Origin of the sequence: Novosphingobium sp. Chol11 (assembly GCF_900218065.1) — a bacterium.
Lineage (GTDB): Bacteria > Pseudomonadota > Alphaproteobacteria > Sphingomonadales > Sphingomonadaceae > Sphingobium > Sphingobium agri.
On record NZ_OBMU01000001.1, the window covers coordinates 1854261 to 1879272 of the forward strand.

Below are 25012 nucleotides of genomic sequence, written 5' to 3' on the forward strand. Positions count from 1 at the left end.
GGGAAAAACGGCGCCGCTATAGCAGCAGCGGCAGATATGGCAAGCAAGGCCATATGGAACCCCATGGCGTCATCGCTCATTCCTTGAGTGGAAGATTTAGAAGGAGGAAGCCATGGACGGAGTCCTTTACGGGCTTTTCACGATCGGAGGGCCGATCCTGCTCGCGGCGGTGCTCATTTATGTGATCATGAGCAACCGGCGGCACAGGAGTCCCGAAGAATTGGCGCGGACGGAAGCGGCCACGCGCGAACTGCATCGGCAGTTGGATGCGGAGGACAAATATCTAGACGGCGATGGGCCGCCCCCGCGCAAGAAATAAATGCCCGTGGCGCACCATCGCGGAGCTTGATAGGCAGGGTGCATGGCCAACTCAGTTTCCAGCACCATAGACCCCCGCGAAGCCGCGCATTTCGGCGCGATGGCAGCCGACTGGTGGGATCCTTCCGGCAGCAGCGCCATGCTGCACAAGCTCAATCCTGTAAGACTGCGCTATATTCGCAGCGCGATCGATAGGCACTGGCTGGATGAGGAAAGCAGCTTCCGTCCCTTGACGGGCAAGCGCGCCTTGGACGTTGGCTGCGGCGCTGGCCTTCTATCAGAACCCTTGGCACGCCTCGGCGCCACGGTGACAGCCCTCGACGCCGCGCAGGAAAATATCGCCATCGCCCGCGCCCATGCCGAACGCCAGGGCCTGTTGATCGACTATCGCGCCACACCGGTCGAGCAACTGGACAGCGAAGGGTTCGACCTCGTCACGTCGATGGAAGTCATCGAGCATGTCAGCGATCCTGCCGCCTTCATAGGCGCGCTGGCGGCGAAACTGGCCCTCGGCGGCTTGCTCATCCTGTCCACTCCCAACCGCACGCCTCTGTCACGCCTCGCAATGATCAGCATCGGCGAAAGCATCGGCGGCATTCCCAAAGGCACGCATGATTGGGACAAGTTCCTGACACCAGAGGAACTGACCGACATGCTGGTGAAGGCCGGACTGGAGGTCACCGATGTCACCGGCCTTTCCTTCGACCCGCGCAAGGGCTTCACGCTCTCTTCGAACAAGGCAATCAACTATCTGCTGACCGCTCGCCATCCTCATCGCTGAATAACTGAGAGGCAAGTCCCATGCGCCGGTTTGGAACCCGCCGCCAACAAGCTTGATCAGTGCGCGCTTGCTCCTCATCATGCCAGGAATGAGGAGGAACATGAGCAATGGATGATCCAACAGGCGTGAGAATAAGCGGCAGAACCGTGCCCTTCCCTCAATCGGTAAGTTTGCAGGCTCGCGCCTTCCTCGCAACCATGACTGGGCCCGACGGCCTGCCACTGAACGCCATGCCGCAGCCAGCGCCTGACGACCTGGAAGGCTGGACCCGGTCCAAGAATGCAGTCGGCAAGTTCATGGCCGATTTCTCCTCCGCCCTGTCGCCTAGCCTGAAATCGACCGTCGAAACCATCGAGATGGCAGGCGTCCGCGTGCACCTCGCGACGCCGGCAGATCACGTTCCAGACGGCCGCGCCTATCTCGACTTCCACGGCGGCGGGCTGGTCCATGGTGAAGGCGAATTTTGCCGAACAGGCGCGCGCCGCATCGCCGACCAGCACGGCGCGTCATGCTATTCGGTGGACTATCGCATGCCACCCGAACATCCCTATCCGGCTGCGCTCGATGATTGCGTCGCTGTCTATCGCGCTCTTTTGGACAGCCATGCGCCTGAAAAGATCATCATCGGCGGCGCTTCTGCGGGCGGTAATCTGGCGGCCGCGACGGTGCTGCGCGGCCGTGACGAGGGCTTGCCCTTGCCCGCTGCCTTGATCCTTTTGACGCCAGAGCTAGACCTCACCGAATCCGGCGACAGCTTCGAAACAAACCAGCTGGTGGACGTGATGCTCCCGCGACCGCTGATGAACGCTAATCTGCTTTACGCTGGGGGGCACGACCTCGCGCACCCTTATCTTTCACCTTTGTTCGGTGACTTTTCAGCAGGCTTTCCGCCTGCCTTCATTCAGGCAGGAACGCGAGACTTGTTCCTTTCCAATGCGGTGAGGATGCATCGGGCACTGCGCCGGGCAGCCTTGCCTGTCGAACTCCACATATTTGAAGGCATGCCGCATGGCGGGTTTGGCGGCAACGCGCCTGAAGATATCGAACTGCTGATCGAGCTTCAGCGGTTTGCACGGCAGCATTGGGGGCTCCCGCAACACGGTGGCTAAATCAAGAAGCGGCCGCCACCGGGCCTGGGGGCGACCGCTTCCCAACCCCCCGCTCGGGGTTGTCTCTTCAGGCTGCTTCGGCTGTTTCCGCGGAAGCGGGCAGACGAATGAGATAGTCGAAGGCAGAAAGCGCCGCTGTCGATCCTGCCCCCATGGCGATCACGATCTGCTTGTAAGGCACGGTCGTGCAGTCGCCCGCAGCGAATATACCTGGCTGACTCGTTTCGCCCCTGGCGTCAATCTCGATTTCGCCGCGTGGCGAGAGCGCGATCGCGTCCTTCAGCCATTCTGTGTTCGGGACCAACCCGATCTGGACGAAGATGCCTTCCAGTTCGACATCATGCTCGGTGCCATGGTTGCGGTCCTTGTAGCTAAGGCCCGTGACCCTGTTCCCGTCACCCTCGACCTTGGTCGTAAGCGCGGAAGTGATGATCCGCACATTGGGCAGGCTGGCAAGCTTGCGCTGCAACACCGCGTCGGCGCGCAGCTGGCTGTCGAACTCGATCAGCGTCACATGAGCAACGATGCCGGCCAGATCGATAGCCGCTTCAACGCCGCTATTGCCGCCGCCGATCACCGCCACGCGCTTGCCCTTGAACAGGGGGCCATCGCAGTGCGGGCAATAAGCCACGCCCTTGTTCCGATATTCCTCTTCGCCCGGCACGCCCATCTGCCGCCACCTGGCGCCCGTGGACAGGATGACGGTGCGGCCTTTCAGCGATGCACCATTTTCCAGCACGACTTCATGATATCCGCCCTCGGTCTTCGCCGGGATCAGCTTGGCCGCCTTTTGCAGGTTCATGATCTCGACATCATAATCTTTCACATGCGCTTCCAGCTGCGCGGCGAGCTTGGGGCCCTCCGTCCGGCTGACCGAAATGAAGTTCTCGATGTCCATCGTGTCGAGCACTTGCCCACCGAAGCGTTCCGCCGCGACACCCGTGCGGATGCCCTTGCGCGCTGCATAGATCGCCGCCGCCGCGCCAGCAGGACCGCCGCCGACCACAAGCACTTCGAACGGGTCCTGCTTCTTGATCTTCTCCGCCGCGCGGGTTTCCGCGCCGCTGTCGATCTTTGCGACGATCTGTTCCAGCTCCATGCGGCCGGAAGCGAATGGCTCTCCATTCAGGAACACGGTCGGCACAGCCATCACCTGGCGCGCGTCCACCTCTTCCTTGAACAGCGCGCCATCGATGGCGACATGCTTGATCCGGGGATTGAGCACGCTCATCAGGTTCAGCGCCTGCACCACATCGGGGCAGTTTTGGCACGACAGCGAGAAATAGGTTTCGAAGCTGAAGTCGCCGTCCAGTTCCTTGATCTGCTCGATCAACTCTTGCGCTGCCTTTGACGGATGGCCGCCCACCTGCAGCAGGGCAAGCACCAGCGAGGTGAACTCATGCCCCATCGGAATGCCCGCGAAGGTCACGCCGATATCGGTGCCCGCCCGCCGGATCATGAAGCTCGGCTTGCGCTTGTCATTGCCGGCGGTGACCGTCACCTTGTCCGACAGCTCGGCGATCTCGCTCAGCAGCCCTTCCAGTTCGCGCGACTTCGCGCCTTCGTCCAGCGACGCCACCAGCTCGATCGGCTGCGTGATGTTCGCCATATAGGCCTTCAGCTGGCCTTTCAGATTTGCGTCTAACATCTTCGTAGCTCCATTGAATTGGCGCACCGCCCGTGGGCGCGCAGGTCCGCTTGCCGGGAGGTGCGACCCAAAGGCCGGCATGACAGCGTTCAAAATGTCTTGGTAAACCCCCGCCGGGCCGGGGAGTTGCTCGACCCGACCCGGCGAAAGGGCAGGTGTTGCTTAGATCTTGCCCACGAGGTCGAGCGAGGGAGCCAGGGTTTCTTCACCCTCTTCCCACTTGGCCGGGCACACTTCGCCGGGGTGAGCGGCGACGTATTGCGCAGCCTTGACCTTGCGGAGCAGTTCGGTCGCGTTGCGGCCGACGCCTTCCGAAGTGATCTCCATGAACTGGATCACGCCTTCGGGATCGACGAGGAAGGTCGCGCGGTCGGCCAGGCCCACGCCCGGACGCATCACGTCGAAATTGTTGGTGATCTGGCCCGACTGGTCGCCTAGCATATAATAGTTGATCTTGCCGATCGCGGGCGAGGTGTCGTGCCAGGCCTTGTGGCTGAAGTGCGTGTCGGTCGAAACCGAGTAGACTTCGACGTTCAGCGACTGTAGCGTCGGGTAGATACCGGCCAGGTCTTCCAGTTCGGTCGGACACACGAAGGTGAAGTCGGCGGGATAGAAAAAGAAGATCGCCCACTTGCCCTTCACGTCCTCGTCGGTGACGTCGACGAACTTGCCTTCCTTGAAAGCGGTTGCCTTGAACGGCTTGATGCTGGTGTTGATGAGAGCCATGGGCTTTCCAGTTCCTTCTTAGGGTTGCTGTTGCCTGGCCTATGTAGGGAGGGAGCAGGGTGAGGGGAAATTGCTTTTATTCACACCTGTCATTGAGAAAAGCGATCAACGGAGCGATTATTGATCGACCAGCTCATCCCTTGGTTTCTGGAGCACATAGGTCATGGCTTCCTTGGCCATCTCCAGCGCCTCTTCGATCGTGAAGGTCGAGGAGTCGAGGCACAGCTCCAACCACAAGCCGTCCAGCATGGCGGTCAAGCCGATCGCAGCGATCCGCGCCGCCGGACGCGGAATCTGCGGCGCGGCTTCCCTCAGCAGCACCTCCAGCCGTTCGCGCGATCCGCCATAGGTCTCCGCATGCGTGGCGGCGATTTCCGGACTGGTCTTCACCAGGCTCCAAAAGGAAATCCAGGTCGCCAGCAAATTGGGGTCCAGCACAGGCGGCTGCAAATTCGCCCTGATATAAGCCCATAGCCGGTCAAGCGGATCAGGCCCCGCTTCGGCAACGGCCTGCTCCAGCGCCGCCGCCACCTTCTCCCCAACATCGCGATAGGTGGCGAGGATCAGCGCGTCGACCCCATCGAAATAATGGGTAAGCAATCCCGCAGACACACCAGCCCGTGCACAGATCGCCCGCACGGATGTCGCCGCGACACCCTTTTCGGCAAGACATTGCGCCGTCGCTTCGATCAGAGCCTGGCGCCTGACATCGGGCGACTCTCTGACAAAGCGCGCCCGCCCCTGTCTCCCGTCAAGGCGGCCTGCAATCTTCTGCTCCACGTCTTTTTTCCCGTCACCATGCCGCACCCCTTCAGGGCGGCCCACCCCGCCCCCTTCCCGCAACATGGATCACCGCGCTTTCGATCATCATTTAGGCCCGCAATGCAAGGGGAAAAGATCGGCGAAAACCGCGTCAGGCCGGTTCGTTCAATTCTTCCAACGCGGTAAAGCGCTGCGACCAGAGCGCGCCGTAAATCGCCATCCACTGCACCACCGGCGCCAGCCCCTTCACGCGGGCTGCATAATAGGTCTCCCGGCCTGCCCGGCGAGCCGTGACGAGTCGAGCGCGCTTCAACTTCCCCAGATGCCGCGACACCATCGGCTGCGACACGTCCGACACTGCCGTCAGGGCGTGCACGCTCTGCTCCCCTTCCTTCACAAGATATTCGAGCAGGGCGCGCCGCGTCCCGTCGGACAGCGCCTTGAAAAGTTCGTCACATGCCGCCGAGCGGTCGCCGCCTGAAAGAGGATCATTCATTGCGAAGTCATAACCAAATGATTATGAGAAGATCAAGCGAAGACCGTTTTTGAAGGGTCGAAGCGACGTTAACCAAAAAAAGTTGGCGGGGTCCAGCAGCTGAGTCTTTTGAGTCACACCACCTGATATTGAGTCCCCTGGCGACATCCGGACTCAACATGTCGTGTCTACCTCTTTCGTTCTCCTGCTGTTAACTTTTGTCTGAGGCTCAGCGGCTAAGCCGTTGATCTTGACGCCGGACTCCCGACGACTCAACGCTGGTCCTCGAAACGAATGGGGGTCACATAATGGGTGTCATGGAACGCGTCGCGCCGCGGCGTAAAAGGGCGGTTGCGCCGGTTGAAAGAGAGGCCGTCGCCATCCCGGCGAACAGCCTCCTGCGCGGCGACTGCATCGCCGAAATGGCGAAGCTTCCCGACGCCTGCATCGACATGATCTTCGCCGATCCGCCCTATAATCTCCAGCTCGGCGGCGACCTGTTCCGTCCCGAAGGCGGCCGGGTCGATGCCGTCGACAATGACTGGGACAAATTCGATACGCTCAGCAGCTATGACCGCTTTACCAAGGCATGGCTGGCGCAGGCCCGTCGCATCCTGAAGCCCAACGGCACCATCTGGGTCATCGGCAGCTATCACAATATCTTCCGCGTCGGCACGGCACTCCAGGACGAAGGCTTCTGGATCCTCAACGACATCATCTGGCGCAAGTCCAACCCCATGCCCAATTTCAAGGGCACCCGCTTCACCAACGCGCATGAAACGCTGATCTGGGCCAGCCAGGGCGAGGACGCCAAATATACCTTCAACTACAAGGCGATGAAGACGCTCAATGACGAGCTTCAGATGCGCTCCGACTGGGTGCTGCCGATCTGCGGCGGACAGGAACGGCTGAAGCGCAACGGGACGAAGGCGCACCCGACGCAAAAGCCCGAATCCCTGCTCTACCGCGTGCTGCTGGCGTGCACGAAGCCCGGCGATGTCGTGCTCGATCCCTTTTTCGGCACCGGCACCACCGGTGCAGTCGCCAAGCGGCTTGGCCGCCAGTGGATCGGCATCGAACGCGAAGACAGCTATATCGAAGTCGCGATGGAGCGCATCGAAGCCGCCCTGCCGCTGGACGAATCCGCACTCACCATCATGCAAAGCGCGAAGAGCCAGCCCAAGGTCGCCTTCGGCACGCTTGTCGAAACCGGCTATCTCCAGCCCGGCTCGATCCTGACCGACGCCAAGCGCCGCTGGCAGGCCACCGTGCGCGCCGATGGCTCGCTTTGCATCGGCGCGGATACCGGATCGATCCACAAGATCGGCGCAACCCTGCAAAATGCGCCCAGCTGCAATGGCTGGACCTTCTGGCACCATGAAGTCGACGGCACCCTCAAGCCCATCGATACGCTGCGCCAGACTTATCTGCTCGCAAACGAGCCCTGACGCCCTCACCTGCATTTCCGTTCGGGCTGAGCCTGTCGAAGCCCCTTCTTTTTCTTTAACAAGGAAAAGCTTTCGACAGGCGCAGCGTGAACGAGACCAGCAATGATCCTATCCACCCTCCCCCACGACGCTCGGCTTTACCTGAAGCCCACATGGTTCGTCCCCTCCCCCATCGGCCTGCCCGATGGGTCAGCGGCACGCATGGCCAATGGCCTGATCTGGTTCCAGGCCTATGAGCTGACCGCACTACAGGGCGCGCACCGCCTGACGCGGATCACGATCCCGGTGGCGCAGTTCGACGAAACCATCGCCTCGCTTCCCGCCCCGCTCGCGGAACGCGCCACGCGTCTCGCAGCCAATATCTCGGCGCAGCGCCATCCGCTGGCGCTGGGCGATCGCACCATCCGCTTCGATGCGCCGCAAGTCATGGCGATCCTCAACGTCACGCCCGACAGCTTCTCCGACGGCGGGAAGCATATGGGCGACCCCCAGGCGGCGGCGGACGCTGGCTTCGCCATGGCGGCGGCCGGCGCGGCCCTTATCGACATCGGCGGCGAATCCACGCGCCCCAAAGCTCCCAAAGTGTGGGAAGGCGACGAAATCGCCCGCGTCGTGCCGGTCATCGAAAGTCTCGCCGCCGCAGGCGTCCCGGTATCGATCGACACGCGCAAGGCGGCCGTCATGGAAGCGGCGCTCGCGGCAGGAGCAAAGGTCATCAACGATGTCAGCGCCCTTGCCCATGATCCCCGCGCGCTGGAAGTCGCGGCGCGCGCGTCCTGCCCCGTCATCCTGATGCATGCGCCGTCCTCCGGCGATGACCCGCATGACAATCCGGGCGGCTATGGCGATGTCGTCGCCGATGTGTTCGACATGCTCGAAAGCCGCATCGAAAGCTGCGTCAGTGCAGGCATTGCGCGCGACCGGATCATGGTCGATCCAGGCCTTGGCTTCGGCAAGTCGCTCGCCGACAATCTGGCGCTGGTCAATGGCCTTGCCACTTTCCAGGGCCTCGGCGTGCCATTGCTCTTTGCCGGAAGCCGCAAGCGCTTGATCGGCGCCCTCTCCAACGAAGCCCCCGCCGCCGACCGCCTCGGCGGCTCCATCGCCCTCGCCTTTCGCGCTGCCCAATCGGGCGCGCAAATGGTCCGCGTCCATGATGTGAAGGAAAGCGTCCAGGCCCTGCACCTGTGGCGCGGCCTGGCCGACGCAGGGCTCAGCGCGGTTTAGAGCATGTTCATGTTTGAGTGATCGTCACCCCGGACTTGATCCGGGGTCCCGCTTCTTATCTGACGCTACCGAGGCAGCGGGACCCCGGGTCGAGCCCAGGGTGACGGAAAATCAGCCTTAATGCCGATGCTTCCGTGTAAGACGATCACCTTCTAAGGATCGCAAGCACTCTTAACCCGGTCGCCCTGAGCCTCAGGCCAACAACCCACACCCGTTCGGGCTGAGCTTGTCGAATCCCTCATCTGTTCAAAACGAAGACGTCAGACCTCTGGAAAAACAGGCACCAACCCTACCACCGCCGCAACCTCGGCCGGAACACACTGGGATCAACCGCCAGCACAGGCACATCCCGCGATGCCAACTCAACCTTGGCCTGCTCCACCACCGGCGGCGTGGCATCGGGCGTGAATGTCACCACCGCCGTCCCCGGATCATTCATGACCAGTTGATCCAGCATCAAGGCCGGTCCCAAGGCATCCGCATTGACCCGAACCAAAGTGCCAAGCTGCGTCATCCCGAACAATGTCCGCGCAAAGGCGGTCGGCAGCCTGATGCAGCCATGGCTCGCCGGATAACCGGGATTATGCCCCGCATGCAGCGCCACGCCATCCCAGGTAAGCCTTTGCATGAACGGCATGGGTGCGTTGCTGTAGAGGTTGGACCGATGCCATTCCCGCTTCTGCAGGATCGTGAACTCGCCGGTCGGCGTCCGGTGCCCCGGCGTGCCCGTGGATACGCTCGCCATCCCCACCAGCCGGTCGCCATTATAGACATGCACCATCTGCCGCTGAAGGCTGATGATCAGGTAGAGCGGCCCGTCGAACGGCCCCTCCTCCAGCCAACGATAACCGCCCGGCTGCATGACCTGTCCTTCCGAGCCTGCGACCTCAGCGGCCGCTTGGCTCATCGATGACACAGGCGTTATGGCGGCAAGCGCCAGCAGGAACGGCATCACGCGCATAAAGTCTTTCTTAACTATTGTGCACGGATTCGCCAGCCGGAAGCGGCTTGTGGCTCACTATTCTTAATCCCGCCATGGCACAGAGTAAGAAGCCTTTGTCGCATCCAGAGGCACGCGGCGAACTCCGCTCGGCGTGCTGATCCGCTGAGAATTGACGGAGGGCTAGAGCTTGCCCCTTTCTCGATACGTAGTCGACAAGCTGGAACGCGTCTCGAAACTAGCCCGGTGGCTCCATCATCTCACCCCTCCCGCAGGCGGGAGGGGCCGGGGGTGGGCAGGGAGCGACGTCCGACGAACGTGCAACCCCGCTGAACAAGCCGCCCGCCTCACCAAAGACTGCTGCATGGCGTGCTGCTGCAAAGGCACGCGAACACCCTCAGACCTGTGGGCTGTTCAAACCTAAAAACTGATCTCGCATGGATTGAGCCCCATCAGTCGGGAAATCAGTTACCGAAGTCTCTCACCCTGCTCGAATATGATGCGGATCAAGCAAGAGCGGCTCAGCTCAACTCAATTGGCCTTGGGACATGGTCCAATCACACTGGATCGGGTTACGCTACATTTATGTCGAGTTTTTCCGCCTGCCAGCAGATGACGCCATCTGCTGCTGCGAAAGCGCTCCAGTTTCTACAACAGCACCAACTGCGCGACCGGGGCAAAGCTGCGCCGGTGCAGCGGCGTTGGGCCATGTTCCCTGAGCGCCGCCAGATGCATCGGGCTGCCATAGCCCTTGTTGCTTTCCCAGCCATAATGGGGGTGCACCGCCGCCGCCTCTATCATCATGCGGTCGCGCGCCTCCTTGGCCAATATCGACGCGGCGGCGATCGACAGGCATTTGGCGTCGCCCTCGACCACGGCGGTCGAGGCCCACCGCCATTTGGGGCAGCGATTGCCGTCCACCAGCACATGTGCGCAATCTTTGCTGAGCGCCTCGACCGCTCGCGTCATCGCCAGCATCGTCGCCCAAAGGATGTTGATCTCGTCAATCTCCTCGACTGACGCCACCCCGATCCCCCAACACAGCGCCCGCGCCTTGATCTCGCCCTCCAGCACCGCGCGGCGGGCGGCGGTCAGTTGCTTGCTGTCATTCAGGCCATCCGGGCAATCCTCCTGCCGCAGGATGACGGCAGCAGCCACCACCGGCCCCGCCAGCGGCCCCCTGCCCGCTTCGTCCACTCCAGCGACCAGCCCGGGATGATGCAATCGCTCATGCGCGAAATCAGGCATGTTGATGAAACCCGAACGGCGCGCCCATCGGCCCGTGCCCCTGCCCCAGACCCGGCGCCAACACCAGCGCTTCCCGAACATATTTCCTAGCAAATTCAATAGCTTCTACTAATCCCTCACCCTGACCCAACCGCGTAGCCACAGCACTGGCCAGGGTACACCCCGTCCCATGCGTGTGAATCGTTTCAATTCGCGCATTGCTCCATGACTTCACCAACCCTCCCGGCCCGATCAGCCGATCGGTCAGCATCGCCCCTTCACCATGCCCACCCTTCGCCAGCACATGCGTATCGAAGCGGATCGCAATCTGTTCACCGCCCAGCGCCTCCAACTCCGGTATATTCGGGGTCACCAAAGTCGCCAACGCCATCAGCCGCTCAAATGCCGCGACCGTCGCATGATCCGCCAGCACCGATCCGCTCGTCGCGACCATCACCGGATCGAATATGATCGGCACATCGGTCAACTGCGCGAGCCGGTCAGCGACCGCCTCGGCAGTCATAGCGGACCCAATCATCCCGATCTTGACAGCATCAACACCGATATCGCTGATGACGCTGTCCATCTGCTTGACCACCATATCCGCTGGCACCGCATGCACGGCCTGCACACCGATCGTATTCTGGGCCGTAATGGCAGTGATCGCGGTCATTGCATGACCGCCCAGCAGCGTAACAGTGCGGATGTCGGCCTGAATGCCAGCCCCTCCGCCGCTGTCCGAACCCGCGACGATCAAAATGCGCGCGGGTTTCATCCCTTGTAGTGACGCCGGATAGAGGCTGGATGGCGGACGAGCGCATCGCCTGTCCGCGTTGGGCGATCCATCAACTCCCCACCGCAATTGGGGCAACGGTCGTCCAGCGCCTCTGCGCAGCCAGCGCAAAAGGTGCATTCGAAAGAACAGATGAACGCCCCAGGGTCTGCCGCTGGCAAGTCCATGCCACACCGTTCGCAATCTGGACGCATGTCAAGCATCAGGCCGCGACCCTGGCGACAGCGTCGCAGATCCGCTCGACGACATCCTTGACCTGATCCTCCCGATCCCCTTCCGCCATGACGCGGATCACCGGCTCAGTCCCGGACGGGCGAATGACCAATCTGCCACAGCCATTGAGTTCGCCCTCTACCTGCGCGATCACCCGCTTGACCTCTTCATGCTCCAGCGGCTTGCCCCCGGAAAAGCGGACATTCTTGAGGAGTTGTGGCACGGGATCAAACCGATGCAAGACCTCGCTGGCAGGCTTGCCCGAGCGAACGAGCGCCGCGAGCACCTGCAGCGCCGCTACGGTGCCGTCGCCAGTGGTCGCGTAATCGGACAGGATCATGTGCCCGGACTGTTCTCCGCCAACATTGAAGCCGCCCTCTCGCATGCGCTCCAGAACATAGCGATCGCCGACCTTGGTACGCTCCAGGCTGATCCCGTGTCCGGCAAGATGCCGTTCCAGGCCAAGGTTGGACATCACCGTCGCTACCAGGCCGCCCCCGCGCAGCGATCCGTCACGTGCGAAATTGGTAGCGATCAGCGCCATGATCTGGTCACCATCGACAATCTGGCCTTTCTCATCCACGACGATCAGCCGATCCGCGTCTCCGTCGAGGGCAATGCCGATGTCCGCCCCGGAAGACACGACAGTCTCCTGACACAAAAGTGGAGAGGTCGATCCACAGCCATCGTTGATATTGATGCCGTTCGGCGTCACGCCGATCGCGATCACCTCGGCTCCCAGTTCCCAGAAGGCCGATGGCGCGACCTGGTAAGCTGCACCGTTCGCGCAATCGACGACGATCTTGAGGCCGTCCAAGCGAAGATCAGCAGGAAAGCTGGACTTCACCGCGTGGATATAGCGGCCTCTTGCGTCCTCAACCCGGCGCGCACGGCCGATTTCGGAGGGCGCTGCTAGCGGGATATCCTGCTCCAGCATCGCCTCTATCTTCAGCTCATCTTCGTCGGACAGCTTGTAGCCGTCAGGCCCGAACAGCTTGATGCCGTTGTCAGCATAGGGATTGTGACTGGCCGAAATCATGACGCCCAGATCAGCACGCATCGAATGGGCAAGCAGCGCAACTGCAGGCGTAGGGATTGGGCCGAACTGGACAACATCCATGCCCACCGCCGTGAAACCAGCCACCAGAGCATTTTCAACCATATAGCCGGATAGGCGCGTGTCCTTGCCGATCACGACCCGATGCCGGTGGCTGCCGCGCTGGAAATGCTTCCCTGCGGCCATGCCGACTTTCATCGCGAGTTCGGCGGTCATCGGCCATTGGTTCGTCCGCCCCCTGATCCCGTCCGTGCCGAAATAACGCCTGCTCATAATTCCCGTCCTGCCACGAGGCTAACCTATGACCCCCATAGCAATCTTTGTTCGACTTTCCACCGCCGACCCTTCATTCCCTAGCAGGTGGACGGCTTCAATGCAGCAGTAGACGCGCTCTCCAGCGCGGTCTTCTTCAAGGTTCCCTTGCTGGGCACCGAGATCGAATTGATCGTCCTCTACCTTGCCGCGCCGATGTTGTTCTTCACCATCTGGCTCGGGTTTCCCAATGTTCGGGCGGTTGGACGTGCAGTGCGCATCTTGCGGACACAGCCAGACGCGGATCAAGCCAAAGGTGATGTCAGCCAGTGGGGAGCCCTGACCACCGCCCTTGCCGGTACGATCGGCCTTGGCAACATCGCGGGTGTTGCAGTTGCGCTCACAATGGGCGGACCGGGCGCGATTTTCTGGATGTTCGTGATCGGCTGGTTCGCCATGACCGTGAAGTTGGCCGAGGTGACGCTTGGCCTGAAATACCGGACCTTCGATCAGCGTGGTCATGTCCATGGTGGACCCATGTATGTGCTGAGAGCCATCGGCGCTGCGCGTGGCTGGCCGCGGCTGGGGCTGGTACTGGGTGGGCTTTACGCCTTCTTCGCGCTGTTCGGGGCGATCCCGATGGTGCAAGTGAACCAGAGCTTTGCGCAGGTCAAGGTGGTGACCGGTCTGTCGAACGGCTGGGCCTATGGCGTGCTGTTGGCAGCCGCCGTCGCTTTGGTCACCCTAGGGGGTGCCGCATGGCTGGGTGAGGTTGCGAAGCGTCTTACCCCGCTCAAGGTCGCCGTCTACCTGGCAGGCGTCGCCGCCGTCCTTATCATCCATGCTACAGCAATCCCGGCTGCCCTGGCACAAATATGGCATGGCGCCTGGACCGGCAGTGCAGCTACCGGGGGCGCCGTTGGCGCCTTCGTCTCGGGCATGAGGCGTGCCGTTTTCGCCAGCGAGGCAGGCGTCGGCTCGGCTGTGATGGCGCATAGCCTGGCGCGGGTACGCCATCCTGTATCGGAGGGGCTGGTCGCGCTGCTTGAGCCGCTGCTCGGCACGATGATCGTCTGTTCCGTTGGCGGGTTGGCGCTCGTCGTTGCAGGTACATGGACATCCGGGCTCGAAGGCGTCGCCATCACTTCGGCCGCGTTCGCGCAGGTGTCGCCCTGGTTTCCGTGGCTGCTGGCAGTGGTCGTCGTTCTGTTCGCCTACTCGACGCTCGTCGCGTGGGGATTTTATGGACTTCAGGCCTGGGGATATCTTTTTGGCCATGGCCCCAAGGCGCAGTGGAGTTACAAAATCCTCTATATTCTGGCGCTACCGCCCGCCGCGGCGATCGACCTGGGACGAGTGGTGGATATTGTCGACAGCAGCTTCTTCCTAATGGCTATTCCTAACGTCATCGCACTCTATCTGTGCGCTGGAGAACTGCGGCGGGACGTACGCGCTTATCTACGCTCGTCCAATGATGCCTCCGCCACTATAGAGCCGACCCATTAAGAAAAAGGCCCCGCGTCGTGCGAGGCCTTTCTCCTGATGCGATGATGGCTATCAGATCTTGTCGCCAAGCGCGCCCTTCACAGAGCCCTTGACGTCCTGAGCAGTGCCCTTTGCCTTCTGCGCTTTTCCTTCTGCGGCGAGATCGGCGTTATTTTGATGTTGGCCTACCGCTTCCTTGACGGCCCCTGCAGCCTTGTTGCCTGCGGCCTTCAGCTTGTCAGTCGCTTCACCCATATTGTCCTCCTGTCGTGATCTACGGCAGGTCAACAACCTGGATTAGCGAAAGGTTGCCACTGATACGCGTCCGCAACGGACTGCCATAGAAAAAGGGGCCGGAAAACCGGCCCCTTCCAAAATGCTTTGTACCTGACGCTTAGCGCTTCGAGAACTGGAAGCTCCGGCGGGCCTTGGCCTTACCATACTTCTTACGCTCAACGGTGCGGCTGTCGCGGGTGAGGAAGCCCTCAGCCTTGACCGCGCTGCGCAGTGCCGGTTCGTACTTCGACAGCGCCTGGGCAATGCCATGCTTCACGGCGCCAGCCTGACCCGACAGACCGCCGCCCTTGACGGTGGCGATCACGTCATACTGACCTTCACGCTCGGTCACGCCGAAGGGCTGGTTGATGACGAGACGCAGGGTCGGACGAGCGAAATAGACTTCCTGATCGCGGCCGTTGACCGTGATCTTGCCGGTGCCGGGCTTCACCCAGACGCGTGCGACGGCATCCTTGCGGCGGCCGGTGGCATAGGCGCGGCCGAGGCTGTCGATTTCCTGCGCACGCAGGGGAGCCGAAGGCTGAACCGGCGCGATAGGCGCGTCGGCAGCGGTGGTCTCACCAGCAGCAGCAGGAGCAGCGGCGGGCGCATTGGCGGTCAGCGACGCGAGGTCGGACAGGGACTGGCGGTTATCGGACATTATGCACCCACCTTGTTCTTGCGGTTGCGCGATGCGAAATCGAGCACTTCGGGGTTCTGCGCTTCGTGCGGATGTTCAGCACCGGCGAAGATGCGCAGGTTGCGCATCTGCTGACGGCCGAGCGGGCCACGGGGGATCATGCGTTCAACGGCCTTTTCGAGGACGCGCTCGGGGAAGCGGCCTTCCAGGATTTTGGCAGGCGTGGTTTCCTTGATGCCGCCGGCGTAACCGGTGTGCTTGTAGTACACCTTGTCGGTCAGCTTGCGGCCGGTGAACTTCACCTTGCCTGCGTTGATGATGATGACATTGTCACCGCAATCGACGTGGGGCGTGAAGCTGGTCTTGTGCTTGCCGCGAAGGATGTTCGCGACGGTCGAGGCGAGGCGGCCGACGACGAGACCTTCCGCGTCGATCAGGATCCACTTCTTTTCGACCGTTGCCGGGGTTGCCGGCTTGGTGGTCTTCATCAGCGCCTTCATGGTGCCAATCTCCAGAATGAAATAGTGAACTGAAAGCGTTCTGGGCTTTCAGAAGATGGGGGCTAATGACGTTGAGGGGTTCAGAAGTCAAGAGATTCGGCGGGTTTCCTGACGGGTAAAATAATACCCGTCACCTCGCGATCTGCTCTGCGACCCATTTTGCATAGGCCAGATCAGCCGATTCCACCGGCAAAGCGAGGATTGCGGGCACCTCATAGTCGTGAAGTGCGGCGATGCGCGCCATAAGGGCGTCGCGGCGGGAGGGCGTGGTCTTGAAGAGGACCGGCACTTCGGCGCTGCTTTCCATGACGCCGTTCCATTCATAAAGCGAAGTCGCGGCGCCGAGCATGTTGGCACAAGCGGCCAGCCTTTCCGCGATCAGCTGGCGCGCCACGCGATCAGCAGCCTCCGCCGAGCCGAAGAGCGTGTAGACAAGCGCGACGCCGCTCATGCCCGGCGTTCCCCAACGGCGTGCGCGCCCCAGGCTGCGGCAGCGACGACGAGGGCGCCGACCGCCTGATGCAGCACAGCGAGCGACAGAGCGATGCCGCTGATAACGGTGGCGATGCCAAGCACGATCTGCGTGCCGACCACAGCGTTGATCGCGATCGAGGCGCCGCGCCACCCTGCCCCCTTCGCCTTGCGGGCAAGGAGGATCAGCATGGCGGCGGCAACCCAGGCCCACCAGCGGTGGATGAAATGGACGAGATAAGGATCGCTGGACAAGGTGGCCCAGAGCGATCCCAGCCAGGAAATCCCCTCCGGCACGAAATGGTCGTTCATGAGCGGCCAGGTGTTGGAGACATAGCCAGCGTCGAGCCCGGCGGTGAAGGCCCCGAACATCAGTTGGACCAGCAGTACCAGCAGGACGACAAGGGCAAAGGGACGCAGCGCGGCTGGACGGGCAGCCGGGTTCCGCGCGAGGGCAAGCAGATCAAGTGCGGTCCAGACGAGGCCGCCGATGATGAAGAGCGCAGTCAGCAAATGGACGGCGAGCCGGTAATGGCTGACATCGGTGCGCACCGACAGGCCGGACGTGACCATCCACCAGCCGATCGCACCCTGAAGCCCGCCAAGCGCCAGCAGCGCGACCAGCCGCCACCCATAGCCGCACGGGATCGCGCGCCGCCAGGCGAACCAGATCAGCGGAACGGCGAAGGCGACGCCGATCAACCGCCCAAGCAGCCGGTGCACCCATTCCCAGAAGAAGATGAACTGGAAGTCGGAGAGGGTCATGCCCTGCCGCAGCTGCTGATATTCGGGAATTTGCTGATAGAGCCGAAACGCGTCCTCCCACTGCGCATGGGTGAGCGGCGGAATCGCGCCGGTGATCGGCTTCCATTCCGTAATCGACAGGCCCGATTCGGTGAGGCGCGTAATGCCGCCGACCACCACCATGCAGAAAACCAGCGCCGCCACGGCAAGCAGCCAGCGAGCGATCGAGAGCGGACGGGATGCAGCCGTAGCCGGGCCAAGGGCAAGTTCGGTCATGGCGCCGATCCATGCGCCGATGCCCCTATTGTTGCAAGAGGGCGACCATGGGACAAAAGGTCGCAACGTTCCGTAACGAGCGGATACAAATCATCGGACAGGCGTATCCCGCCTATGCACTTCTTAACAGAGGATAATCGATGATTGCGCCGGCGGACACTATCGCCGGAATGATCGCCACGCAGGGTCCCCTGGGGGATTTGACGGCGCACATCGGCGACGGGTCGCCGCTGGGCCCGGTTGAGCGATGGTCGCCCGCGCTGATCTCAACGGTTCGGCTGATGCTGTCATCCAAGGCGGAAATCGTGCTGTTCTGGGGGCCGGAACTCTGCGCGCTCTATAATGAAGCCTATGCACCGACGATCGGCGACAAGCATCCAGCCGCGCTTGGCCGCCCGGCGCGGGAGAATTGGGCTGAACTGTGGGACGATTTGGAGCCGCTGCTGCTGTCCGTGGTCCAGAAGGGCGAGACGGTGCATGCCAAGGACCGTCCCTTTTACATCGAACGGGACGGTGGACGGGGCGAGCAAGTCTATTTCGACATCAGCTATTCCCCCGTGTTCGAAGCGGACGGGTCGATCGGCGGAGCATTGTGCATCGTCAACGAGACGACGCAGCGGGTCAAAGCCGAACGGGAGATGGTGGCTGACCGCAACCGCCTGTGGACGCTGGCCCGCGATCCGTTCCTGATTGCCGACATGGACGGAAAATGGCTGTCGGCGAGTCCTGCATGGACGGACATATTGGGATGGAGCCAGGAGGAACTGATCGGCCGCACATCGGAATGGATGGAACATCCCGATGATAGCGCGCGCACCAGGGAGGAAGTTCAAACCCTGCAACAGGGGGTGTTGACGATCCGGTTCGAGAACAGGTTCCGGACCAAGGATGGCGATTATCGCAGTTTCAGCTGGACGGCGGTGCCCGACAATGGGCTGGTCTATTGCGTGGCGCGGGACGTCACGGAACAGCGCGCCCATGCTCGCGCCCTTGCCGAAACGGAAGCCGCGTTGCGACAGGCGCAGAAGATGGAGACGCTGGGCCAGCTGACCGGCGGCGTTGCCCATGATTTCAACAATCTGTTGCAGGTCGTCACCGGCAATCTCGAACTGCTCCAGCGCGGCCTCAACGATAATGAGCGGATGCGCCGCGCGGCGGACAATGCGATGGCAGGTGCCGAGCGTGCGGCGATGCTGACGCAGCGGCTGCTCGCCTTTTCGCGCCGCCAGCCTTTGGCGCCCGAACGCGTCGACCCCAACCGGCTGGTGAGCCGCATGTCGGACCTGCTGAACCGCACCTTGGGCGAGAGGATCGAGGTGGAGACGATCCAGGCCGCGCGCGCATGGCCGATCGAGGTCGACCTCAACCAGATGGAAAATGCGCTGCTGAACCTGGCGGTCAATGCGCGGGACGCGATGCCGGACGGCGGCAAGCTGACCATCGAAGTCGCCAACACGCATATCGATGACCATTATGCGGCGCAGGAAGATGATGTGCAGCCCGGACAATATGTACTGATCTGCCTGTCCGACACGGGCGAAGGCATGGACGCCGAGACGCTGAGCCACGCGATCGAGCCCTTCTTCACCACCAAGGAGGTGGGACGCGGCACCGGGCTGGGGCTGTCCATGGTCTATGGCTTCATCAAGCAGTCAGGTGGGCATATCCGGGTTTATTCGGAGGTAGGTGAAGGGACGAGCGTCAAGATCTACCTGCCCCGCTATCATGGCCTGGTTCCTGCCAACGACCAGTTGGAGGAGGTCCCCCGCCCCGCCGTCAGCGGCGGCGACGAGACGGTGCTGGTGTGCGAGGATGACGAGAAGGTGCGCGCCTACGCCGTCGAGGTGCTGAACGAGCTGGGCTATCATGTGATCGAAGCGGGGAATGGACCGGCGGCGCTGGAAGCGCTGGAGCAGCCGGGCGAGCATATCGACCTGCTGTTCACCGATGTGGTTCTGCCCGGCGGGATGACGGGAGCGGACGTGGCGCGGGAGGCGGCGGCGCGCAGGCCGGACATCAAGATCCTGTTCGCGACCGGCTATGCGCGTAACGCCATTTTCCACCATGGGCGGTTGGACCCGGGAGTGGAATTGCTGACCAAGCCTTTCACCTATGCCGATCTGGCGGGGAAGGTGCGGGAGGTGTTGGACCGGCGGGTCGAGCAGCGGGTGGGATAGTGTTCGGGGTTTGGGGTTGATGCGCTTAGCTTGGCTTAGCTTGAACGGGATGGGAGGCCTTGCCTGTTCAAACTCTCGCCTTTCATACGGATCACTCTGAATCCGTTCGGGCTGAGCTTGTCGAAGCCTCTTCCCTTCTAAAGGAAGTAGAGCCCTTCGACAGGCTCAAGGCGAACGGATGATGGGTAGCGTGGCGCTCTTTAGCGGAGCGCGCGCCACGCTTCGACCAAGGCTTTCGCCCGGTCCGCCACTGTCGCGGCAGTGTCGCCAGCGCGGTATAGGGCTCCACCGACGCCGATGCCTTCGCATCCTGCGCCGAGCCATTGGCCGATCGTGTCCGCGCCGGTGCCGCCCACTGCCCAAAGGCCGACATGGCGGGGCAGCACTTCCTTGATCGCCTTGATATAGGCGGGGCCGAGGCTGGCGGCGGGGAACAGTTTCAGGCGGCGGGCGCCTGCGCGGACGGCGGCGAAGCCTTCGCTGGGGGTCATGAAGCCGGGCAGCATGTCGAAGCCATATTGCGCGCCGCGCGCGATGACGGCGGGGTCGGTATTGGGCGTCACCATGATGCGTCCGCCGGTGCGGCGCAGATCGTCCACCGCTTCGACCGACAGCACGGTGCCACCGCCGATCAGCGCGGTCTCGCCGAATGCCTGTTGGAGCGCGGTGATGCTTTCGAAGGGTTCGGGCGAGTTCAATGGCACCTCAATGATGCGGATGCCCGCGTCGACAAGGGCCGTGCCGATCTCCACCGCTTCTTCGGGACGAAGGCCACGGAGGATGGCGCAGACGGGCGGAGCACCTGCGGCAAGAAGGGAATCGAGGGTCATGCGGCATTCTCCGGAAGAGTGAGGCCAGCGAGGACGCAATCATCGCCGCTCAAGGATCGGGAAGAGAGGCCCTGCGCCTCCAGCGCCTCTGCATAGCGGGCGCACAGGCGCTGATCACCGATGAGGGTGATGCCGCTCACGCCGCCGAGCAGGGCGCGCACTTCGGCGATTTCGCAGCCGATGAGAAGGCCGGAAAGATAGCCAGCGGCCCAATCCGGCGAGCGTCCGGCGCGCAGGCGCTTGGCGCGGGCGGCAAAGAGGCTGGTGAGGAGGCGGCCCTCCCTTGCCCGGCCGAGGCCTTCGGCAAAACCTTCCGCTTCCTGGGCGGCATCTGCGGGGGCGGCTTTGGGGCCGAGCGTGGACTGATCACGCAGCAGGGCGAAAAGCTCGCCAGTGGGTACGGTACGAAAGCTGACGACGCGGCCATCCTCCACCAGCGACCATTTGTTGTGCGTGCCGGGCAGGACGATGAGGTGGCGGCCCTGCGCCAGATCGGGATTCCGGTGCATCGCGCCGAAAATCTGCGTTTCCTCGCCGCGCATGACGTCGGGCACGCCGTCCTTGTCCGTGCAGGCAAGGCCCGCGAGGATCGACAGCGGCGCGCCCTGCCAGTCGAAACGCACGGCAGCGGTGCGCCAATCCTGCGCGGTGGCGGGGCAGTCGGCATAGGGCGCCTCCACCCAGCCGTCCCGCGCGCCCGCCATGCCGCACAGGCGGATGGTGCCGGGCGTGCCGTCTTCCAGCCAGGGGGCGATGGTTTGCGCGAAGGCTTGGGCGGCGTTCGCGCCCGCTTCGGCTATGCCCGGGCCTTCGCGGCGGGCGGCGACTTGCCCCTGCTCCATGCGGAAGAGGCGAAGGCGGCTGGTGCCCCAGTCGCCCACCACGTCATAGCTGCTCATGCGCACGTCATTTCCGTTCTTGTCTGCTTATTTGTATGAGTATATGGATCAGCCGATAGCGTCAATGCGTGGCGCGCCTCAATGCTTTTTAGGATCCCTCATGGCCGTTTCGTCTCAGCCCGACCGGAAATTGCGCAGCCGCGCCTGGTTCGACAATCCGGACAATATCGACATGACGGCGCTCTATGTGGAGCGATATCTGAACTTCGGGTTGAGCCTGGAGGAGTTGCGGAGCGGCAAGCCGATCATCGGCATCGCGCAGACCGGCAGCGACCTGTCGCCCTGCAACCGCCACCATCTGGTGCTGGCCGAACGCATTCGCGAGGGTATCCGCGAGATGGGCGGCATAGCGCTCGAATTTCCCGTCCACCCGATCCAGGAAACGGGCAAGCGGCCGACTGCGGGGCTGGACCGGAACCTTGCCTATCTGGGGCTGGTCGAGGCCTTGTACGGCTATCCGATCGATGGCGTGGTGCTGACGACGGGGTGCGACAAGACGACGCCTGCGCTGCTGATGGCGGCGGCGACGGTGAACATTCCGGCGATTGCGCTCTCAGTCGGGCCGATGCTCAATGGCTGGTACAAGGGGCAGCGGACGGGGTCGGGCACGATCGTCTGGCATGCACGGCAGCTGCTGGCGGCCGGGAAGATCGATGATGAGGGCTTCATCAAGCTGGTGGCCTCGTCAGCGCCCTCGACCGGCTATTGCAACACGATGGGCACGGCGACGACGATGAACAGCCTGGCCGAGGCGCTGGGGATGATGCTGCCGGGATCGGCCGCCATCCCCGCGCCCTATCGCGACCGGCAGGAGGCCGCGTGGCGCACCGGCAAGCGCATCGTGGAAATGGTGGCGGAGGATCTGAAGCCCTCCGACATATTGACGCTGGACGCCTTTCATAATGCGATCATGGTGAATTCGGCGATCGGGGGATCGACCAACGCGCCGATCCATCTGGCGGCGATCGCTCGGCATGTCGGCGTCGAATTGCCGCTGAAGGATTGGGAGACGGTGGGGCATCATGTGCCGTTGCTGGTGAACCTGCAGCCGGCGGGCGAATATCTGGGCGAGGATTATTATCGCGCGGGCGGCGTGCCTGCGGTGGTGGGGCAGCTGATCGCGCAGGGCCTGATCCGCGAGGGCGCGATGACGGTGAACGGTCGGACGATGGGCGAGAATTGCCGGGCGGTGGAGATCGAGGACGAAAATGTCATCCGCCCCTTCACCCAGCCGCTGAAGGAAGAAGCGGGCTTTCTGGTGCTGTCGGGCAATCTGTTCGACGCGGCGATCATGAAGACGAGCGTCATCAGCGAGGAATTCCGCCAGCGCTACCTCTCCAACCCTGCCGATCCGAACGCCTTCGAAGGACCGGCGGTCGTTTTCGACGGGCCGGAGGATTATCATGCGCGGATCGACGATCCGGCGGTCGGCATCACGCCTGACACGCTGATGTTCATGCGCGGCGCCGGACCGATCGGCTATCCGGGCGCGGCGGAGGTGGTGAACATGCGCCCGCCCGCCTATCTGATCACGGAGGGCGTGTCCGCCCTGCCCTGCATCGGTGACGGGCGGCAGTCGGGCACGTCGGGAAGCCCATCCATCCTCAACGCCTCGCCAGAGGCGGCGGCGATGAGCGGGCTGGCGCTGCTGAAAACCGGGGACCGGGTGCGGATGGACCTGGAGGCGCGGACGGTGAACGTGCTGATCCCCGACGAGGAACTGGAAGCGCGGCGCGCGGCGCTGCGGGCGGAGGGTGGCTATGCCTATCCGGCGTCGCAGACCCCGTGGCAGGAAATCCAGCGCGCTCTGGTGGGACAGCTGGACAAGGGCGCGATCCTGGAGGGCGCGGAGAAGTTCCAGCGGATCGCGCAGACCCAGGGTCTGCCGCGCGACAATCATTAAAGAGCAGAGGAACGGCATGAACGGCATCATCAAGGCGGGGCTGGTCGGGCTGGGCAAGATCGCGCGCGACCAGCATTTGCCCGCGATCGAACAAACCGGCGGCATCGACCTGGTGGCAGTCGCCAGCCGCAATGCGCAGGCGGATGGCGTGAACAACTATCCCACGCTGGACGCGATGCTGGCGGGCGAACCCGACATGGATGCGGTGATCCTGTGCCAACCGCCGCAGGTGCGCTACGAGGCCGCGCGCGAGGCGATCCTGGCGGGCAAGCATGTCTTCCTCGAAAAGCCGCCCGGCGCGACGGTGACGCAAGTCGAGGCGCTGATCACCCTGGCGCGCGCGCAGGGCGTGACGATCTATGCAAGCTGGCACAGCCGCCATGCCGCCGCCGTGGCAGATGCCAAGGCATGGATGGCGAAACGCAAGATCACGCGCGTGTCGATCGAGTGGCGCGAAGATGTGCGGCATTGGCATCCCGGCCAGCCCTGGATTTGGGAAGCAGGTGGTTTTGGCGTGTTCGATCCGGGCATCAACGCGCTGTCGATCCTGACCGAGATCATGCCCGAACCGGTGACGATGCTGGCCGCGAGCCTTGAGGTGCCCGCCAACAAGCAGGCGCCGATCGCCGCCAGCCTGAAGATGGCGAGCGCGTCGGGCGCGCCCATCGAAGCAGCGTTCGACTGGCGGCAGACCGGCAAGCAGACATGGGACATTGCCGTCGAAACGCAGGATGGCAAGCTGCTCCTGTCCGAAGGCGGCAACCAGCTGACCGTGGACGGCGAAGTCATGGTGCAGGCGCCAGAAGGCGAATATCCGGAGATGTACCGGCAGTTCGTCCAGCTGGTGAAGGATCGGGCGATCGGCGCCGACATCAGGCCGCTGCAACTGGTGGCTGACGCCTTCCTTTGCGGCAAGCATTGTCCTACGGCGGCGTTCGAGGATTAAAAGCGGGGGAATAGAGCTTGGGCAAGGAAGACCGGCATCCGGCGGAACGAAAGTTCGGCAGTGAGGAAGGCGGGCTTCGCATCCACCAGGCGATTGCCCGGCAGCTCGGCACCGCGATCGTGGCCGGAATCCACAAGCCGGGCGATGTTTTCGAAGGCGAGATAGAGGCGGCCGAACGGCTGCGCGTGTCCCGCACCGCTTATCGGGAAGCGGTGCGCATACTGGTGGCCAAGGGCATGCTGGAAAGCCGCCCCAAGGCGGGGACGCGCGTCCTGCCGCGCAGCCGCTGGAATGTGCTGGACCCCGAAATGCTTGCCTGGATGTTCGCCGGGGAGCCGGACGCGGCCTTCGTCCGGGACCTGTTCGAACTGCGCGGCGTCATAGAACCGGCAGCGGCGGAATTGGCGGCACGGCGGCGCACCGATGCGCAGCTTTTGGCGATGGAGCAGGCGCTTGGGCAGATGCGCGGCCATGGACTGTCGACGGAAGAAGGACGCGCCGCCGACCAGCGTTTCCACCACGCCATCCTCGCCGCGACGCAGAATGACGCGCTGGCTGCGCTGGCAAGTTCGGTTGGGGCGGCGGTCAGTTGGACCACGACATTCAAGCAGCGCAGGAAGTCGCCCCCGCGTGATCCCTTCGCCGATCATCGGGCGGTGTTCGACGCGATTGCTGCGGGCGATGCGGAGGGTGCGCGAGCGGCGATGAGTGAGCTGTTGCGGCTGGCGCTGGCGGATATGGATATTGCGCTTTTGGAACCGGTGGGGGGTTCTTAATTGGGCCGGTTGGAATAGCGGGCCGAATGTGGATGCAGTCCGAGTGTCCGTATCTACCGTCATCCTGGCGGAAGCTGGGATCTCAGGGGGTGTTGTGCCGTGTGGCCTGAGAT

At 62.9% G+C, this 25012-nt stretch carries 26 protein-coding genes; 10 read left to right on the forward strand and 16 right to left on the reverse strand.

Annotated features, from left to right (window positions below; all coding sequences use genetic code 11):
* Positions 1 to 112 precede the first annotated feature (112 nt).
* From NCHOL11_RS09290 to NCHOL11_RS09300, 3 genes are all read left to right on the forward strand, one after another.
* Complete coding sequence (locus NCHOL11_RS09290) at positions 113 to 319, forward strand: hypothetical protein (protein ID WP_097092054.1); 207 nt, start codon at positions 113 to 115, stop codon at positions 317 to 319.
* A gap of 42 nt (positions 320 to 361) precedes the next feature.
* Complete coding sequence (ubiG, locus tag NCHOL11_RS09295) at positions 362 to 1099, forward strand: bifunctional 2-polyprenyl-6-hydroxyphenol methylase/3-demethylubiquinol 3-O-methyltransferase UbiG (RefSeq protein WP_097092055.1); 738 nt, start codon at positions 362 to 364, stop codon at positions 1097 to 1099.
* A 197-nt stretch (positions 1100 to 1296) separates the two neighbouring features.
* Positions 1297 to 2208 carry an alpha/beta hydrolase gene (locus NCHOL11_RS09300; RefSeq protein ID WP_255254753.1) on the forward strand — a complete coding sequence of 304 codons (912 nt, stop codon included), beginning with the start codon at positions 1297 to 1299 and terminating at the stop codon, positions 2206 to 2208.
* Positions 2209 to 2275: 67 nt separating this feature from the next.
* Here NCHOL11_RS09300 and ahpF read toward each other — a convergent pair whose 3' ends face one another.
* The 4 genes from ahpF to NCHOL11_RS09320 form a co-directional block, all read right to left on the reverse strand.
* The gene (gene ahpF, locus NCHOL11_RS09305) at positions 2276 to 3856 is read right to left on the reverse strand and encodes an alkyl hydroperoxide reductase subunit F (RefSeq protein ID WP_097092859.1); all 1581 of its coding nucleotides are present in this window, start codon (positions 3854 to 3856) and stop codon (positions 2276 to 2278) included.
* 162 nt (positions 3857 to 4018) lie between these two features.
* Positions 4019 to 4582 (reverse strand): alkyl hydroperoxide reductase subunit C, encoded by a 564-nt coding sequence (gene ahpC, locus NCHOL11_RS09310; RefSeq protein WP_097092057.1) that lies wholly within the window; start codon positions 4580 to 4582, stop codon positions 4019 to 4021.
* Positions 4583 to 4699: 117 nt separating this feature from the next.
* The gene (gene betI, locus NCHOL11_RS09315) at positions 4700 to 5362 is read right to left on the reverse strand and encodes a transcriptional regulator BetI (protein ID WP_441339500.1); all 663 of its coding nucleotides are present in this window, start codon (positions 5360 to 5362) and stop codon (positions 4700 to 4702) included.
* 133 nt (positions 5363 to 5495) lie between these two features.
* Entirely contained in the window at positions 5496 to 5840 is a 345-nt protein-coding gene (locus tag NCHOL11_RS09320) for an ArsR/SmtB family transcription factor (protein ID WP_097092058.1), read from the reverse strand.
* Between the two features lie 287 nt (positions 5841 to 6127).
* Here NCHOL11_RS09320 and NCHOL11_RS09325 point away from each other — a divergent pair, with 287 nt between their 5' ends.
* Both NCHOL11_RS09325 and folP read left to right on the forward strand, forming a co-directional pair.
* On the forward strand, positions 6128 to 7267 hold the full coding sequence (locus tag NCHOL11_RS09325; protein ID WP_097092059.1) for a site-specific DNA-methyltransferase: 1140 nt from the start codon (positions 6128 to 6130) through the stop codon (positions 7265 to 7267).
* Positions 7268 to 7369: 102 nt separating this feature from the next.
* Positions 7370 to 8494, forward strand: coding sequence for a dihydropteroate synthase (gene folP / locus NCHOL11_RS09330; protein WP_097092060.1), 1125 nt, complete (start codon positions 7370 to 7372; stop codon positions 8492 to 8494).
* A gap of 289 nt (positions 8495 to 8783) precedes the next feature.
* Here the strand turns inward: folP and NCHOL11_RS09335 are convergent, their stop codons facing one another.
* From NCHOL11_RS09335 to glmM, 5 genes are all read right to left on the reverse strand, one after another.
* A complete protein-coding gene (locus NCHOL11_RS09335; protein WP_097092861.1) occupies positions 8784 to 9446 on the reverse strand; it encodes a L,D-transpeptidase family protein in 663 nt (220 codons plus the stop codon).
* A gap of 636 nt (positions 9447 to 10082) precedes the next feature.
* The gene (locus NCHOL11_RS09340) at positions 10083 to 10682 is read right to left on the reverse strand and encodes a ribonuclease HII (protein ID WP_097092061.1); all 600 of its coding nucleotides are present in this window, start codon (positions 10680 to 10682) and stop codon (positions 10083 to 10085) included.
* The gene (thiD, locus tag NCHOL11_RS09345; RefSeq protein WP_097092062.1) at positions 10675 to 11436 is read right to left on the reverse strand and encodes a bifunctional hydroxymethylpyrimidine kinase/phosphomethylpyrimidine kinase; all 762 of its coding nucleotides are present in this window, start codon (positions 11434 to 11436) and stop codon (positions 10675 to 10677) included. The genes NCHOL11_RS09340 and thiD overlap by 8 nt, the downstream gene beginning before the upstream one ends.
* On the reverse strand, positions 11433 to 11657 hold the full coding sequence (locus NCHOL11_RS09350) for a DUF1272 domain-containing protein (RefSeq protein WP_097092063.1): 225 nt from the start codon (positions 11655 to 11657) through the stop codon (positions 11433 to 11435). The genes thiD and NCHOL11_RS09350 overlap by 4 nt, the downstream gene beginning before the upstream one ends.
* Entirely contained in the window at positions 11657 to 12997 is a 1341-nt protein-coding gene (gene glmM / locus NCHOL11_RS09355; RefSeq protein WP_097092064.1) for a phosphoglucosamine mutase, read from the reverse strand. Before glmM ends, NCHOL11_RS09350 begins: the two co-directional genes overlap by 1 nt.
* An 87-nt stretch (positions 12998 to 13084) precedes the next feature.
* Here glmM and NCHOL11_RS09360 point away from each other — a divergent pair, with 87 nt between their 5' ends.
* Entirely contained in the window at positions 13085 to 14482 is a 1398-nt protein-coding gene (locus NCHOL11_RS09360) for an alanine/glycine:cation symporter family protein (protein ID WP_097092065.1), read from the forward strand.
* Between the two features lie 51 nt (positions 14483 to 14533).
* Here the strand turns inward: NCHOL11_RS09360 and NCHOL11_RS09365 are convergent, their stop codons facing one another.
* The 5 genes from NCHOL11_RS09365 to NCHOL11_RS09385 form a co-directional block, all read right to left on the reverse strand.
* The gene (locus tag NCHOL11_RS09365; RefSeq protein WP_097092066.1) at positions 14534 to 14716 is read right to left on the reverse strand and encodes a CsbD family protein; all 183 of its coding nucleotides are present in this window, start codon (positions 14714 to 14716) and stop codon (positions 14534 to 14536) included.
* Between the two features lie 139 nt (positions 14717 to 14855).
* Positions 14856 to 15398: a 30S ribosomal protein S9 gene (gene rpsI, locus NCHOL11_RS09370; RefSeq protein WP_097092067.1), complete on the reverse strand. Its 543-nt coding sequence runs from the start codon at positions 15396 to 15398 to the stop codon at positions 14856 to 14858.
* Entirely contained in the window at positions 15398 to 15877 is a 480-nt protein-coding gene (rplM, locus tag NCHOL11_RS09375; RefSeq protein WP_097092068.1) for a 50S ribosomal protein L13, read from the reverse strand. The genes rpsI and rplM overlap by 1 nt, the downstream gene beginning before the upstream one ends.
* Before the next feature lie 130 nt (positions 15878 to 16007).
* Positions 16008 to 16328 carry a divalent-cation tolerance protein CutA gene (gene cutA / locus NCHOL11_RS09380; protein ID WP_097092069.1) on the reverse strand — a complete coding sequence of 107 codons (321 nt, stop codon included), beginning with the start codon at positions 16326 to 16328 and terminating at the stop codon, positions 16008 to 16010.
* Positions 16325 to 17368 (reverse strand): COX15/CtaA family protein, encoded by a 1044-nt coding sequence (locus tag NCHOL11_RS09385; protein WP_097092070.1) that lies wholly within the window; start codon positions 17366 to 17368, stop codon positions 16325 to 16327. Before NCHOL11_RS09385 ends, cutA begins: the two co-directional genes overlap by 4 nt.
* Positions 17369 to 17508: 140 nt before the next feature.
* On the opposite strand from NCHOL11_RS09385, the gene NCHOL11_RS09390 reads away from it, so the two are divergent.
* Positions 17509 to 19545, forward strand: coding sequence for a hybrid sensor histidine kinase/response regulator (locus NCHOL11_RS09390; protein WP_101750251.1), 2037 nt, complete (start codon positions 17509 to 17511; stop codon positions 19543 to 19545).
* 200 nt (positions 19546 to 19745) lie between these two features.
* Here the strand turns inward: NCHOL11_RS09390 and NCHOL11_RS09395 are convergent, their stop codons facing one another.
* Complete coding sequence (locus tag NCHOL11_RS09395) at positions 19746 to 20375, reverse strand: 2-dehydro-3-deoxy-6-phosphogalactonate aldolase (RefSeq protein WP_097092071.1); 630 nt, start codon at positions 20373 to 20375, stop codon at positions 19746 to 19748.
* Positions 20372 to 21274: a 2-dehydro-3-deoxygalactonokinase gene (locus tag NCHOL11_RS09400; protein ID WP_097092072.1), complete on the reverse strand. Its 903-nt coding sequence runs from the start codon at positions 21272 to 21274 to the stop codon at positions 20372 to 20374. The genes NCHOL11_RS09395 and NCHOL11_RS09400 overlap by 4 nt, the downstream gene beginning before the upstream one ends.
* Before the next feature lie 100 nt (positions 21275 to 21374).
* Here NCHOL11_RS09400 and NCHOL11_RS09405 point away from each other — a divergent pair, with 100 nt between their 5' ends.
* The 3 genes from NCHOL11_RS09405 to NCHOL11_RS09415 are packed head-to-tail and all read left to right on the forward strand — an operon-like array spanning position 21375 to position 24899.
* Positions 21375 to 23177 (forward strand): IlvD/Edd family dehydratase, encoded by a 1803-nt coding sequence (locus NCHOL11_RS09405; protein ID WP_097092073.1) that lies wholly within the window; start codon positions 21375 to 21377, stop codon positions 23175 to 23177.
* 16 nt (positions 23178 to 23193) lie between these two features.
* Positions 23194 to 24123: a Gfo/Idh/MocA family protein gene (locus NCHOL11_RS09410; RefSeq protein WP_097092074.1), complete on the forward strand. Its 930-nt coding sequence runs from the start codon at positions 23194 to 23196 to the stop codon at positions 24121 to 24123.
* A 17-nt stretch (positions 24124 to 24140) separates the two neighbouring features.
* A complete protein-coding gene (locus NCHOL11_RS09415; RefSeq protein ID WP_097092075.1) occupies positions 24141 to 24899 on the forward strand; it encodes a FadR/GntR family transcriptional regulator in 759 nt (252 codons plus the stop codon).
* Positions 24900 to 25012: the final 113 nt, after the last annotated feature.

Excerpts from the sequence above, each read along its gene's own strand:
- NCHOL11_RS09290 (WP_097092054.1), top strand. The coding sequence starts at position 113 with ATGGACGGAGTCCTTTACGGGCTTTTCACGATCGGAGGGCCGATCCTG.
- ubiG (WP_097092055.1), top strand. The coding sequence starts at position 362 with ATGGCCAACTCAGTTTCCAGCACCATAGACCCCCGCGAAGCCGCGCAT.
- NCHOL11_RS09300 (WP_255254753.1), top strand. The coding sequence starts at position 1,297 with ATGACTGGGCCCGACGGCCTGCCACTGAACGCCATGCCGCAGCCAGCG.
- ahpF (WP_097092859.1), bottom strand. The coding sequence starts at position 3,856 with ATGTTAGACGCAAATCTGAAAGGCCAGCTGAAGGCCTATATGGCGAAC.
- ahpC (WP_097092057.1), bottom strand. The coding sequence starts at position 4,582 with ATGGCTCTCATCAACACCAGCATCAAGCCGTTCAAGGCAACCGCTTTC.
- NCHOL11_RS09320 (WP_097092058.1), bottom strand. The coding sequence starts at position 5,840 with ATGAATGATCCTCTTTCAGGCGGCGACCGCTCGGCGGCATGTGACGAA.
- NCHOL11_RS09325 (WP_097092059.1), top strand. The coding sequence starts at position 6,128 with ATGGGTGTCATGGAACGCGTCGCGCCGCGGCGTAAAAGGGCGGTTGCG.
- folP (WP_097092060.1), top strand. The coding sequence starts at position 7,370 with ATGATCCTATCCACCCTCCCCCACGACGCTCGGCTTTACCTGAAGCCC.
- NCHOL11_RS09335 (WP_097092861.1), bottom strand. The coding sequence starts at position 9,446 with ATGCCGTTCCTGCTGGCGCTTGCCGCCATAACGCCTGTGTCATCGATG.
- NCHOL11_RS09340 (WP_097092061.1), bottom strand. The coding sequence starts at position 10,682 with ATGCCTGATTTCGCGCATGAGCGATTGCATCATCCCGGGCTGGTCGCT.
- thiD (WP_097092062.1), bottom strand. The coding sequence starts at position 11,436 with ATGAAACCCGCGCGCATTTTGATCGTCGCGGGTTCGGACAGCGGCGGA.
- NCHOL11_RS09350 (WP_097092063.1), bottom strand. The coding sequence starts at position 11,657 with ATGCTTGACATGCGTCCAGATTGCGAACGGTGTGGCATGGACTTGCCA.
- glmM (WP_097092064.1), bottom strand. The coding sequence starts at position 12,997 with ATGAGCAGGCGTTATTTCGGCACGGACGGGATCAGGGGGCGGACGAAC.
- NCHOL11_RS09365 (WP_097092066.1), bottom strand. The coding sequence starts at position 14,716 with ATGGGTGAAGCGACTGACAAGCTGAAGGCCGCAGGCAACAAGGCTGCA.
- rpsI (WP_097092067.1), bottom strand. The coding sequence starts at position 15,398 with ATGTCCGATAACCGCCAGTCCCTGTCCGACCTCGCGTCGCTGACCGCC.
- rplM (WP_097092068.1), bottom strand. The coding sequence starts at position 15,877 with ATGAAGGCGCTGATGAAGACCACCAAGCCGGCAACCCCGGCAACGGTC.
- cutA (WP_097092069.1), bottom strand. The coding sequence starts at position 16,328 with ATGAGCGGCGTCGCGCTTGTCTACACGCTCTTCGGCTCGGCGGAGGCT.
- NCHOL11_RS09385 (WP_097092070.1), bottom strand. The coding sequence starts at position 17,368 with ATGACCGAACTTGCCCTTGGCCCGGCTACGGCTGCATCCCGTCCGCTC.
- NCHOL11_RS09390 (WP_101750251.1), top strand. The coding sequence starts at position 17,509 with ATGATTGCGCCGGCGGACACTATCGCCGGAATGATCGCCACGCAGGGT.
- NCHOL11_RS09395 (WP_097092071.1), bottom strand. The coding sequence starts at position 20,375 with ATGACCCTCGATTCCCTTCTTGCCGCAGGTGCTCCGCCCGTCTGCGCC.
- NCHOL11_RS09400 (WP_097092072.1), bottom strand. The coding sequence starts at position 21,274 with ATGAGCAGCTATGACGTGGTGGGCGACTGGGGCACCAGCCGCCTTCGC.
- NCHOL11_RS09405 (WP_097092073.1), top strand. The coding sequence starts at position 21,375 with ATGGCCGTTTCGTCTCAGCCCGACCGGAAATTGCGCAGCCGCGCCTGG.
- NCHOL11_RS09410 (WP_097092074.1), top strand. The coding sequence starts at position 23,194 with ATGAACGGCATCATCAAGGCGGGGCTGGTCGGGCTGGGCAAGATCGCG.